This window comes from Teredinibacter sp. KSP-S5-2 (assembly GCF_032773895.1).
Lineage (GTDB): Bacteria > Pseudomonadota > Gammaproteobacteria > Pseudomonadales > Cellvibrionaceae.
This window is the reverse complement of the sequence record NZ_CP120416.1, coordinates 448,632-460,793: the sequence shown is the minus strand read 5'-3', so window position 1 is coordinate 460,793 and position 12,162 is coordinate 448,632. Positions and strand designations below refer to the sequence as shown.

The window sequence follows — 12,162 nt, the reverse complement described above, 5'->3', positions numbered from 1 at the left end:
CGCTCTGTAATATTCTTACTATTGATTATTCGACTTGATGCAGATACGAGCCCCAAGGTTAAGGCCCCCATCACTACAAGATGCTCGATTGGATCTGGCGGATAGTAATGTGGCGTAACCAGTGCAACTACTGGTACATGTAGGATAAAAATCCAATATAGATATCTACGCATTTTTTTCAACAGGAGAACAAAAAGTAATTACAGACGTCACCCCCTTTACTTGCAGCTATTGAAGTCAACAACATTTACGACAACTTCGGACTCATTGAAGGACATACCATCTTCTTCATAGAAGGCTGTCACTGAAAATGTTTTCACACTATCACCACAAGAAAAGAAATGCGCTTCTGCATAGCCCGATTTAAGCCTATGAGCCAACTCCACTACAATGGCGCTGTTGAATACAACCGAAAACGAATCAAATTTAGCCTTTCCTAATTTCCTTTTACTTCTTATGGTATATTTCCACCCACTATCATGATCACCTGGAGTCACAGAAACCAGGATGGGGGTCTCATTATTCCACTGTTTTACTGTTACCGGCTCGGAAAACACCAAGGGTGCAACCGATATCATAACCAAGCTTAAAAAAAGAGCTTTTATTAAATTTATCGCTTTATACATTGGCGGACTATTCTCCCACTGACATAAATCATGCACTACAGGACAGAAACCTTTAACAAAACTCAGCCTGCACGAGCCGGATGCTATATAAACATGTCGCCGTAATGCATGAACAAAAAGCTCACAAAAAGAAGGGAGCCCATTGAAACAAATATTGTAACGGCAACTCTTACAGGGATTTTGGGCTGAGGATAGATATAGTTTTGCCGCTTTCCAAAAACCGTCGTCCCTGAGACAACGCCGTAAGGTTTAAAGAACAAGAAAAACAAATAGCTACCAGAAGCCAATGAAAATGCCAGCCACCCAAACATATTTGACAATGTTATTTTCTCTATATTCAATAGCAACATGCCGTAAATCACGAAAACAATCAATAAATGAGTGACTATTTTTATCATTTGACATAACCCCACACATTCATTTCATACTTATCACTAATCATTTCATTAAATAATCTTTACTGACCGCTCCAACACCTGAGCATTAGGATAATACTCTTTGGTAAAAGCAATTAGTTTTTCATGTTCATTTTGGTCCATAATATATACATTAACTCTCGGTAGACTAGTAGATGTTTGAATCGCATTTGTGTAGGTGTTAACCATTTGTGCAAAGGCCGTACACAGTTCGATACGCCAGCCACCGACCAGTATAGCCGTAGAAACACTTCTAACATGATGGGCCTGGGCAAGCGATAAAACTTGCCTAAAAGCACTTGATTGAACTTTCAGCTTATTCTGGTCAGACAAAACATCTAGATGGTTCAAAGTAGAAGCGATAAAACAGTATTTATATTTACATCCGGTATCAGGCGGAATTTCATATAACTTTGCTGTACCGAGAGGCATTGGATAGCGAATTTCGTATTCAACCTCTTCCCAAGCATCGGGGTTTAAACGAGCAAACCTCCTAGCCAAGTTACCCTCCATTCCTTTCGATGCCCCATCAATCGTAAGAAGAATACCTTCCTCAGAACTTTCAAACAAATCCCCTTGAACAAGTTCAAAATGCATATAATTACCAAAACAGGAACAATCTGTAAATTGTACTAGTAGAATCTTTACCATCAAAAAAGTAAAGTTTTTATTAAAAAAACACGCCCCCGGACATATTATTGGAGATGATAAAGTAAAGTAATGGACTGCATGCAAACTATATTTATTAAAATTCTTCCTTTCCTTCGACGAGAACGAGTTTACCCTCATAAAATACAAATTTAATATGATCTATAGAGATAATACTATCACCATAATAAATCGAGTTACTTTTATACCTTTCAGCCACCATTCTGGAAAAACCTTCTTGATCGTACACGACTGAGACAATCTCTTTCAGCATTAGTATTATTGAGACCTGCCCTTCGACATTATTTTTTAGTTCGTATTTATGGGATGAACAAACCACGTATGCACCGAGCCACGCAAAATTGCTTACAACCCATAGCAAGAGAATCAAATAGAATGGCAGCCCGAGTTTTTTCATATTTAAGAAACCTTATCCCGAGCCAGAGTTCGATGTAGGTCTGCTTTTCTGAGAAGATTAATAAGTGGACACGCAATCTCATAATCATCCTCAAGAGAAAACCTCACATATCAGAAAACAAATTCAAGTATTCTTGATTATGAACAGGATCATCTCCCTTCGCGATATCAAAACACTTAGCTGAATTTTCCACGACTAAGTTCACAATGTCTTTATCTAGCTTTCCGGATTCAACAAACCCTATCAAAATATTCGTTACTTTCTCAATATCCATACCTTTTCTGTACGGCCTATCTTGAACAAGCGCCTGAAACACATCCGCCACAGCGACGATTCTTGCCTCTATACTTAAATCACGTTCACTTGGATGAAATGGATAGCCAGCACCTTCGATCCCTTCATGATGATATGCCGCCCAAAGGGCAATTTCCCCCAGGCCTTCAATATGACGTAATATTTCATAAGTTTCATAGCTATGCTGATCCATAATGGATCGTTCGGTATTATTTAATGGGCCGGGCTTCTCTAAAACATTATCAGGCGTATGTAACTTACCCAAATCATGTAACAAACCTGCGATTTCTATTTTTTTACACTGAGAATCTGATAAACCGAAAATTGTTGCTATATATTTCGCTAGATCTGCAACCCTGACAGAGTGTTGAGCAGTAAAGGGGCTTTTCTGGTCCACTATGTACGACATAATTAGGGATAGTTGCTTTATTTGTTCGAGTGTTAACGAGTAATTACTAGACAACCTTCCCATATCCCAGGTGTAACGTGTTATATGCCTGTTTTCTAAGGCGATCCAAAATGCTTCTGATCGTTCTATTTTTTCAAAGGCGCTGACCAGTTCCGGAGAAAAATACGCTTCAGAATAGTCTTTAATAGAGCGAACCACCCCTTCTCTGGCTAATAGAATATCGGTTTCATAATGTGACGCCGCGAGAATATCGATACGATCGGAAATAAAGATGAGATTGGCCATCATTGCATCATGAGCACTAATGTCCTCTTTCGATAACTCAGGCCAGGGGGTATGGTGATAAAGAATGGGTTTTGAGAATTTCGCTAAAGGTTCGAACGATTTCAGAAGCCTATACCCGATATTGCAATGTATGTAGGCATCATCCCAATCAAAATGGTTAACTAAGCTGGAATGCATTTGCTCTGTTGAGACGCCACAATCATGGAGCAAACCCAGCTCAAATACATATTGTATATCTGAATCACTAAATCCGATTTCACGACCAATCTGACTCGCAATATACCCTACCCTTTTGCCATGATTGGTATCGTTCATTCCCACCAACGACACAGCCGTTTCTATGGCGATCACCATTTGACGCAGGTCTATATTAAAATCTGTTGATTGGCCCATTTCCAAGCCTTTATCTAAAAAACGATGAGTGTTTATAGATAACTAAAGAATAGACTATTCGCCCCAGCGAAGCTGAAAGCACCGAGCATCACATCATTCGATAAACGCCAGTCATATAAACAACCAATAAAAATTGGCACAATTGAATTATGCGGCTCTTTCAAATATGGGAGTGACGGTATACGGGATAGGACTCCGTCGCAAACTCGCGCGCCCATATTTGTTCCGGACAAATTTGGCGAGCCAATTTAGAACGAACAGCTCAAGGAGGATGGTCGACCCTGGCGAGGGGGGTACGCTCAGGATGAGCTTGTGCCGATAAGCACAGTGATGTGCGAGAACAGCCTCATCCCATCCCCAAAAAACGGGCATAAAAAAACCGCGTAACGGGGTTACACGGTTTTTTATATGGCGGTGAGGGAGGGAGTCGAACCCTCGAAGACTTGCGCCTTACACACTTTCCAGGCGTGCTCCTTCGGCCACTCGGACACCTCACCATTGAAATCGAATTGTTGCCGCCTTCCGGGCGGGCTCTTAGGTAAACCTTCAAGTTGGCCACTCTGTTGTCTACCGTACGCTTCCAATTGGGTTTCTTTTGCAGCCTTTGAGGCTCTGTTTAGCGACCAGATTGGAAGGCGGGCTACTCTACACAAAGCCGCGGTTAAACGCAATATTCTCTCGCTCTGCATGATTATTTATTGATCGATTATTCAAATCTGCGTGTTGAAATTGTTCTTTTATGCGTTTTTGTCGCAAACACCTTTTTTCTCGACCATACTTTTACGAGGTAAAGGCGAAAAGATGCCCACAACATGTTTGATAATTTAGAAGCGCCGGACTTGTTTATAGTCGCTGCGGTGGAAGTGGCCGCAGTGCTTTTTGTTATCTGCGTATTTCTGGTTTACCAAAACCGTAACCTGCGTGAGTTGGTATCACGTCTGAAAACGCGTATGGAAGAGCTGGTATCAGACTTGCGCCATGCTCGCCGACTCGTAAGCTCCAATAAGCCTGCGGAACAGGAATCCACCTCGCCCCCAACTTCTGGCAAGGCTTACCTGGCGCTTATTGCCGAGCAGATTGAGCAAACACGAAACTACCATGAAAGTTTAAACTCCACTCAGGATATTATTCTGGATCTGTCCCCCGAAACGCCTTTGCCCCGCAGGGCAGCGGCCTTGCGATACGCTATGTTGCTGGCCGAGAAGGAGGCCGTGTCCGGCGGGGAGGATGCAAAAACAAATTGGGAGCCAATAAAGAAAAAGTACGAGCAGATTTTCAGCTTTTACGAAGATTATTCAACGGATGCAGAAACCCCATCTGGCCCAAGTGAAGAAGTGGATCTGCTGAATCAGGAACTCACCAACGCCAAGAAACGTATTAATAATCTGGAGAAGTTTAAAGCCCTGTATTTTGACCTGGAAGAAAAATGGCAGGAGGCCAAGGATAACGCTGATGCGCACTACAGCGATCTCACCGAGATGGTATCTCAGGTGGAGAACTCCGGAGAATTTGAACAAAAGCTAAACGATTATCACGCCTCTTACCAAACTGTCAGCAAGCTTATCGAGGGCGGCGTTGAACCGACCCAAACAGAAGTCATTCGACTGGATGAGGCCGCCGCCGGCGAAATACGCCATTTGCGAGCAGTGGCCGCGGATCAGCACAAAATTATTGAAGATCTACAACGCCGCCTTCAGGAAGCCCAATCGGAGGAAGAACGCACCGCCGTTGTGACCGGCCTGCAACAAGAACTACATAAACAAACTCGCTTTATTCAGGAAGCGGAAACCTGTATCCAACTTATGGAAGATGAGTTGCACAACGCCAACCGGGAGATTGAACAACTCAAATCCAAGGCTAATACGCTCCCGCAGTTAAAAGCTGAGCTGAAAGAAACTCGTGACTTAAAAGACGAATACGAGTTGAAGATGTATGCATTAAAAACCGAGAACACCAAGCTCAATAAACGCCTGAAAGAATCCAACAATACATCCATAGATATGGCCCAGCTGAACGAAATGAAAAAGCAGCTGGCGGATATGGAAACCCAATACGCCTCTCTCGAAGAAAAATATCTGGATCTAAAACTTCAACAATAGTGGCCAATTATCTGATTTCTTACGAAAATTTGATTATTTTCGTGATACTGACGCCAAATTCATCCAAACTAAATTCAAATTGTTGACAAGCTGGTGGCGTGTAGGTGAAATTCCCGTCCCGGCATTTTTTTGACATGATTCACAAATAGGTACCTCAATGGGGGATAAACGCAGAACCCAGCCAAAAGCCAAGCAGCCCCATCAAACGGATCTGCTACCACGGCAAAACGATGTACGCGCACTCATGTGCTTTGCCGCTGCGGCGACTTTGCTAACCAATATTAACTGGACCTCTGCCAGTGTCGCAGAGTGGGCGGTTATTGCGGGCGTACTTACGTATACATTGGCAGGTTACTTTTGGCTCAGACGACATTATTTCGCCGATGACCGACAACGCCTATTTGATTACATGTCCACAGCCGATGCGGTAGTAATTGGTGTCGCCCTGAGCTTTGTCAGCGTCGACCTGCTTGCTGTTGGGCTGTTCTTCACCATGATTCAGTTCAACAGCCTGGTTCATGGCGGTATTAAAAAATGGTTGGTGGATAACCTTGCATTCATCGCTTCAGTTGCGGTGACTCAGCTCGCTCAAGCCAGCGAATGGGTACTTACTTCCAGCCTGCAAAACAACATTATTCCGCTTATCGGAGTGTTCACTTACTTCAGCTCCTACGCTCTGTTCCTGAACAATCAGATCACCAAGCTGATGTTGCTCAATAAAAAAATTGCGCACGAGCAAACCGTATATAAGCTGCGCACTTATAAGTTATCCCGCTACCTCACCCCCACGGTGTGGAAGGCGGTGAATGAAGGTAACGATAAAATTCTTTCTGCCGAACGTAAGCGTATTACGGTGTTTTTCTCGGACATCAAAGGTTTCAGCTCGCTGTCGGAAGAATTGGAAGCAGAGACTCTTACAGACCTGCTGAACACCTATTTCACCGAAATGGTAAAAATTGCCAGTAAACATAAAGGCACCATCGATAAGTTTATGGGCGATGGTATTATGATTATTTTCGGTGATAACCACAGCGATGGTTTAAAAGGGGATTGTTTACGCTGCCTGTCAATGGCGATCGAAATGCGCAAGAAGATGAAAGAGCTTCAGGCGCAGTGGTTCAACCAGGGCATTAAAAAACCCTTGAGCATCCGTATGGGTATAAATACCGGCTTTTGTACCGTGGGCTCATTCGGCACCAGTCACTACATGGATTACACCGTTCTCGGCACTCACGTAAACCTGGCCAGCCGTTTGGAATCTGCCGCCCAACCTGGAGAAATTCTGGTTTCCCATGAGACGTGGTCGCTGATTAAAGATGTAATTATCTGCCGGGACAAAGGCGAAATTAACGCAAAAGGCTTTAGCCATCCGATCAAGGTCTATCAGGTGGTGGATTTCCGTAAGGACCTCGGTAAAAACCAAAGCTATTTTGAGGAAGTATCTGAAGGCTTTTCCATGTATATGGATTTAGAAAAAATTCGAAATTACGATAAAGATAAAATTATCGTCAATATGGAAAAAGCCATAGAACGCTTGAAAGATAAAATTATTTAACCTCTCGAACAGAATACGAAATCAAACACAACTTCCTGTAACCACCTTATTGGGGGCTCAAAAAGCAAGGCCCCCTATTTCAATCATTATTGTCTGGCAATGCGACACATCGGCGGCGCTTCGTCGGTGTTGGTTCGATAAGGATTAATATCCAACCCACCTCTACGGGTGTACCGTGCATACACGGCCAAACTGCTAGGCCGACACACCTCCATGATGTCTTTGAACATTTTTTCGACACAGTTTTCGTGAAAATCCTGATGCTGCCGGTAGGAAATCACGTAGCGCAAAAATGACTCCGATTTAATTTTTGCCCCGGAGTATTTTATCCAGACCGTCGCCCAGTCCGGCTGCCCGGTGACCGGACAATTACTCTTCAGCAGATGGCTGTACAAAGCCTGGTCAGTAACCAAGTCCTTTTCTGTTTGCAATAACGCTGCGTCCGGTGAATAGCAGTCCACACCCGTTATCGGCAGCTCATCCACACATTCACCTTCCAGTTCTGTAATGGGGTATTGATGCTGCGAACTCAACAACTCAATAAAGACCGACACTTCACCACCGGCCGCCAGAGAAAGATCCTCAGCCAGTTTTTTGGCAACAATATCGCCCGACTCAAAACGTGTCTGATTAAATGAATTGAGATAATACTTAAACGATTTCGACTCAATAATCGATTCACTGTCATGGGGAAAACGGAATTCTGCAATCGCAGAAAAAGGCTTCCCCTCCGAATCCAACCAAGATAGCTCGTAAGCAGTCCAGACATCTTCCCCCTGAAACGGTAGCGTATCGCTCGAAAACAACTCGCTACGCGATTGACTGCGGGATATGGGCGCCAACAAAGCTGGATCATATTGATCTGGATATAAAGCGTCTTTACCTAACTCAATATTACTCGCCATAGAACGTTTACCCTACGTTAACTTCTTAATCGTGCACTTTTTTCCAACAAATACAGGCAGAAAATAAAAAGCACCACAATAAATATCATAATACCTGCAAACGCTGTGGTCACGTTTACATCGGACACTCCGAGGATACCGTAGCGAAATGCGTTAACCATGTACAAAATCGGGTTCAGTTTGGACACCCCCTGCCAGAACTCCGGCAGTAAACTGATGGAATAAAACACACCACCCAGGTAGGTCATGGGGGTTAGAACAAAGGTAGGGATAATCGAAATATCGTCAAATGAGTTGGCAAAAATTGCGTTCACCATACCTGCCAGGGAAAACAAAAATGCCGTGAGAAAGATAATCGATATGGTAATGGCTAAGTTGTGAATATGCAGCTTGGTGAAGAATAACGACAGTACCGTCACTATGGCTCCCACCATCAAACCACGTAAGCATCCCCCCAACACATAGCCACATAAAATAATGTAGTTCGGCGTCGGGCTTACCTGAATTTCTTCAATGCACTTGGTAAATTTTGCGCTGTAAAAAGAAGACACCACATTGGAGTAGGAGTTACTAATCACCGACATCATAATCAGGCCCGGTACGACAAAGGCCATATAATCGAAGCCGCCCATCGGCCCAATGCGGGAACCAATCAGGTTACCAAAAATAACAAAGTACAAGGCCATGGTAATCGCGGGTGGGATAAGCGTCTGCACCCAAATACGGGTAAAACGAGTGACTTCTTTCCGAACAATGGTTGAAAAAGCGACAAATTGTGCACGAGCATTCATTTGCTTTCCTCCCCATTGATGCGTGAGACAAATAGCTCCTCAAGCCGGTTTACTTTATTGCGCATACTGACAATCTTTACCCCTTGCTGGCTCAGCTGATCAAAAATCTCATTTAAAGACTGACCTTTTTCAACCGTTACCTCCAGGCAGAGTTCATCCATCAGGGTGACGGAGTAACCGTCCAACTGTGGCACTTGCGAGATGGGTGATTGTAAATCTAACACAAACACCTCCCGGTTTAATTGCTTGAGCAAAGCACGAATGCTGGTGTTTTCGACGATTCTGCCGTGATCAATTATCGCAATGTTTTTACACAGGCTTTCCGCTTCCTCCAGATAATGCGTGGTGAGAATGATGGTGGTGCCCTGAGCATTAATTTCCTCAAGAAACGTCCACATTGAACGTCGGAGTTCAATATCCACCCCGGCGGTCGGTTCATCCAGAATCAGCAGTTTGGGTTCGTGTACGAGGGCTCGGGCAATCATCAACCGACGTTTCATCCCGCCAGAAAGGCTTCTAGCCTGCACGTCGCGTTTTTCCCAAAGGCCCAATTTCTTCAAATAGTGTTCCGTTTTCTCTCTGGCCTGGGCCGCTGGAATACCGTAATAGCCAGCCTGATTGATCACGATATTCTTTACTTTCTCAAACGTATTGAAGTTAAACTCCTGCGGTACAACCCCGATACACTGCTTTGCAGCAGAAAAGTCTTTGTCTATATCGTGACCGAAGATACTGACCGCGCCTTCGGTTTTCTTTACCAATGAGCAGATCACGCCAATAGTGGTGGATTTACCTGCGCCATTGGGGCCAAGTAATGCGAAGAAGTCGCCTTTTTCGACGTCCAGATCCACCCCGCTTAAGGCATGGACCTTGTTATCGTAGATTTTTGATAAGTTACGGATTTGCAATGCTGCCGTCATAATTTAAACTCGTGCCCCCAAGCAAGAGAAGCGGTACTCATGAATTACACCCAATTCCATCATCATTTGATTCAAGCCCTGCAGACACACATCGTGCAACAGCCGCCCTTTACCGATGATACGCTGGACGAACTCCATGAGACGTTTCTCGCCAAACTGGAGCAAGTGGCGCAAGACCCGTATGCAGAAGAGGATGGTATGTTACTGGGAGGTTGGGTCATAACGACAATAATCAACCGTTACCCCCATATTACCCCGTCGGTTCCCAGAGACCTGCTATGGTTCTTCGGCAGTGATTGTATGCATTTCCTCGGTGATGAGGAGGTCGAACAATTTCAGAGACTGCAGGACCAGCTATACGAAGCCGGCGACCCTGACACAGCAAACTACGAAACCCTGCGTAATAACGCGCTCAAACTTCACTAGTAGTCCGCTTGGCACATACTCTGTGCCAACCTCTTTTAAGTAATAAGAAGTCTGCGAATTGGAGGAATTCCGTTAACGACGCCAGTTCGACTCCCCTCCCCAGGCACATCCAGCATAGTCAAACACAGCAAATTCTTTTCTTAGTTATGTTCCACTTGGATTTGATACTAAGATGACACTTTTCTTCAGCACACCTTTCAACTAAATATTAAAACCGTACTCGGAAAAATATTCTGCTCTAAAAAAAACTCACAAGAGCGGTGACTTCCCTACTCGAACAATCTATTTAATTTTCTTTTTATAAAGAAGCATGAGCGGAGAACTTAACCGACATCAAAAATAGATTTTTATATTTATCAATTTAATAAACAAACATATTGCATAAGACAAAAAATACTTAAACACCAAAGGCAGCCAAAACACATAGATATTCGCGCCATTTTTCTAAAACGAGATACTTTGAAGAAAAAACAGCCGTCCAAATCACAAACCTTGAACTACTATAAAAAAACACATTTTTTTGACTCACAAAAAACCAAAACAATAACAAGATAAATTCAACACCAGACCATAAAACAAATAACCATTTAATAAATTAAAACCCAGACTTACACGAATCTTCTATCAGGAATAACCGACCTATGAACAATCAAAAGCTCGATAGATACACCCACTCAAAGAAACACCTGAAACACATAGCCTTGCCTTTTGTTTTCTTAATGGCGATTTCAGGTGATGCTTTTTCTGACACCAGTTGCGACGCAGAAACGGACTGGTTTCCCCACAGTAAAACACCAAGGCCCAATGACGCCACATTTGAAAGCAACAGCAACTGCGTATTTCATCAATGGTCATGGCAAATGTTTTTATGGCTAACCCAGGAAGAGAACGGTCAACCAAGGTTTTTAAATTTTAACAGTCCACAATCTCTTATTGGCATGGAACAACGCGGTTTATTACCACGAATGACAAAAAGCAATACCGCCGAATCATTCGATGAATATTTACAAGCCGGGACAGATGGCATCTTAATCGACCACAACAACCGGGCGGTCTACTACTCACAATATGTCAATCCAACGTTTGAAAGCTTTATTAAATCCAATGATTTAACAGATCCGGCAAAAGTACGGGCAATGGACCCGACAACGGAATTCCCCATCATCGGCACCAAAGGCACATTGGAATTAAAAGCCTCGTGGAAAATCGTTGAAGAGGGTGAAGACACCAGCGACATGTTCACCATGAAAACCGAAATTTCCAAACTGGAAAATAAAAATGGTGAGATTGTTATTAACCCGGACAAAACACAACAGGTTACCGTTGCACTTGTGGGGTTTCATATTGGTGGCGTAGTAAACGGCCATCCGGAGATGATTTGGGCAACCTTCGAGCATGAACGTAATGCACCAAACATTCCACCGAATACACCACTGGACAAACCGGTCTCTGATAAAGATTATATTTTTTACTCCGCTGGCACAACGGTAGCTGATTGTAACGTCAACCCGGCCAACAGCAATCAGTTAAAGTTAAATGAACGCAAGCAAACCCTAACACCCATAACACAGGTTTGTCGGCAGTATGAGTTTGGTAATGCCCCAGGTGTAAAACCCGGCAATAGCGACAATATACAAAACCTGAACACTCAAGTGCAGGCAAAATTGGGTGATAGTATCTGGAGCAATTACCGGGAAGTTGGCGCCATCTGGTTTTTAAATGGAGGCGACCTAAAACCAGGGCTTAGCCTGGCTGACGACAAACTGCTAACCGGTTCACTCAAGCTTTCCAACAGCACGATAGAAACCTTTACCCAACGACAATCCACAATGGACAACTGTTTCCGTTGCCATAATACGATGCAGGAGTTTCCGCCAAAAATGTCGCTGGACCCACTGCCTGCAACCAACTTGAACATCAGCCATGCATTTCAAAACATTTATTTCTGGTCACAAAGCGTAAATAAATAAAGGATAC

At 43.6% G+C, this 12,162-nt stretch carries 10 protein-coding genes and 1 tRNA gene; 4 read left to right on the top strand and 7 right to left on the bottom strand.

What is annotated here, in order from left to right:
- Nucleotides 1-218: 218 nt before the first annotated feature.
- The 4 genes from P5V12_RS02130 to P5V12_RS02115 all read right to left on the bottom strand — a co-directional run bounded on the left by P5V12_RS02130 (nt 219) and on the right by P5V12_RS02115 (nt 3,986).
- Entirely contained in the window at nt 219-626 is a 408-nt protein-coding gene (locus tag P5V12_RS02130; protein ID WP_316955582.1) for a hypothetical protein, read from the bottom strand.
- Between the two features lie 446 nt (nt 627-1,072).
- Complete coding sequence (locus tag P5V12_RS02125; RefSeq protein ID WP_316955581.1) at nt 1,073-1,639, bottom strand: hypothetical protein; 567 nt, start codon at nt 1,637-1,639, stop codon at nt 1,073-1,075.
- Nucleotides 1,640-2,211: 572 nt separating this feature from the next.
- Nucleotides 2,212-3,489 carry an HD domain-containing phosphohydrolase gene (locus tag P5V12_RS02120; RefSeq protein WP_316955580.1) on the bottom strand — a complete coding sequence of 426 codons (1,278 nt, stop codon included), beginning with the start codon at nt 3,487-3,489 and terminating at the stop codon, nt 2,212-2,214.
- A 409-nt stretch (nt 3,490-3,898) separates the two neighbouring features.
- A tRNA-Ser gene (locus tag P5V12_RS02115) sits at nt 3,899-3,986 on the bottom strand.
- A gap of 315 nt (nt 3,987-4,301) precedes the next feature.
- Here P5V12_RS02115 and P5V12_RS02110 point away from each other — a divergent pair.
- Both P5V12_RS02110 and P5V12_RS02105 read left to right on the top strand, forming a co-directional pair.
- On the top strand, nt 4,302-5,588 hold the full coding sequence (locus P5V12_RS02110) for a hypothetical protein (RefSeq protein ID WP_316955579.1): 1,287 nt from the start codon (nt 4,302-4,304) through the stop codon (nt 5,586-5,588).
- A 157-nt stretch (nt 5,589-5,745) separates the two neighbouring features.
- The gene (locus P5V12_RS02105; protein WP_316955578.1) at nt 5,746-7,143 is read left to right on the top strand and encodes an adenylate/guanylate cyclase domain-containing protein; all 1,398 of its coding nucleotides are present in this window, start codon (nt 5,746-5,748) and stop codon (nt 7,141-7,143) included.
- A gap of 86 nt (nt 7,144-7,229) precedes the next feature.
- On the opposite strand, the gene queF is transcribed toward P5V12_RS02105, so the two are convergent.
- From queF to P5V12_RS02090, 3 genes are read right to left on the bottom strand one after another with little or no spacing between them, the layout of a single operon-like run.
- Nucleotides 7,230-8,048, bottom strand: coding sequence for an NADPH-dependent 7-cyano-7-deazaguanine reductase QueF (gene queF, locus P5V12_RS02100; RefSeq protein WP_316955577.1), 819 nt, complete (start codon nt 8,046-8,048; stop codon nt 7,230-7,232).
- A gap of 17 nt (nt 8,049-8,065) precedes the next feature.
- Nucleotides 8,066-8,839: an ABC transporter permease gene (locus P5V12_RS02095; RefSeq protein ID WP_316955576.1), complete on the bottom strand. Its 774-nt coding sequence runs from the start codon at nt 8,837-8,839 to the stop codon at nt 8,066-8,068.
- On the bottom strand, nt 8,836-9,759 hold the full coding sequence (locus P5V12_RS02090; RefSeq protein WP_316955575.1) for an ABC transporter ATP-binding protein: 924 nt from the start codon (nt 9,757-9,759) through the stop codon (nt 8,836-8,838). Before P5V12_RS02090 ends, P5V12_RS02095 begins: the two co-directional genes overlap by 4 nt.
- Nucleotides 9,760-9,798: 39 nt before the next feature.
- On the opposite strand from P5V12_RS02090, the gene P5V12_RS02085 reads away from it, so the two are divergent.
- Entirely contained in the window at nt 9,799-10,185 is a 387-nt protein-coding gene (locus tag P5V12_RS02085) for a PA2817 family protein (RefSeq protein ID WP_316955574.1), read from the top strand.
- A gap of 641 nt (nt 10,186-10,826) precedes the next feature.
- A complete protein-coding gene (locus P5V12_RS02080; protein WP_316955573.1) occupies nt 10,827-12,155 on the top strand; it encodes a hypothetical protein in 1,329 nt (442 codons plus the stop codon).
- The last annotated feature ends 7 nt before the right edge of the window (nt 12,156-12,162 follow it).

Excerpts from the sequence above, each read along its gene's own strand:
- P5V12_RS02090 (WP_316955575.1), bottom strand. The coding sequence starts at position 9,759 with ATGACGGCAGCATTGCAAATCCGTAACTTATCAAAAATCTACGATAAC.
- queF (WP_316955577.1), bottom strand. The coding sequence starts at position 8,048 with ATGGCGAGTAATATTGAGTTAGGTAAAGACGCTTTATATCCAGATCAA.
- P5V12_RS02125 (WP_316955581.1), bottom strand. The coding sequence starts at position 1,639 with ATGCATTTTGAACTTGTTCAAGGGGATTTGTTTGAAAGTTCTGAGGAA.
- P5V12_RS02095 (WP_316955576.1), bottom strand. The coding sequence starts at position 8,839 with ATGAATGCTCGTGCACAATTTGTCGCTTTTTCAACCATTGTTCGGAAA.
- P5V12_RS02130 (WP_316955582.1), bottom strand. The coding sequence starts at position 626 with ATGTATAAAGCGATAAATTTAATAAAAGCTCTTTTTTTAAGCTTGGTT.
- P5V12_RS02105 (WP_316955578.1), top strand. The coding sequence starts at position 5,746 with ATGGGGGATAAACGCAGAACCCAGCCAAAAGCCAAGCAGCCCCATCAA.
- P5V12_RS02120 (WP_316955580.1), bottom strand. The coding sequence starts at position 3,489 with ATGGGCCAATCAACAGATTTTAATATAGACCTGCGTCAAATGGTGATC.
- P5V12_RS02110 (WP_316955579.1), top strand. The coding sequence starts at position 4,302 with ATGTTTGATAATTTAGAAGCGCCGGACTTGTTTATAGTCGCTGCGGTG.
- P5V12_RS02085 (WP_316955574.1), top strand. The coding sequence starts at position 9,799 with ATGAATTACACCCAATTCCATCATCATTTGATTCAAGCCCTGCAGACA.
- P5V12_RS02080 (WP_316955573.1), top strand. The coding sequence starts at position 10,827 with ATGAACAATCAAAAGCTCGATAGATACACCCACTCAAAGAAACACCTG.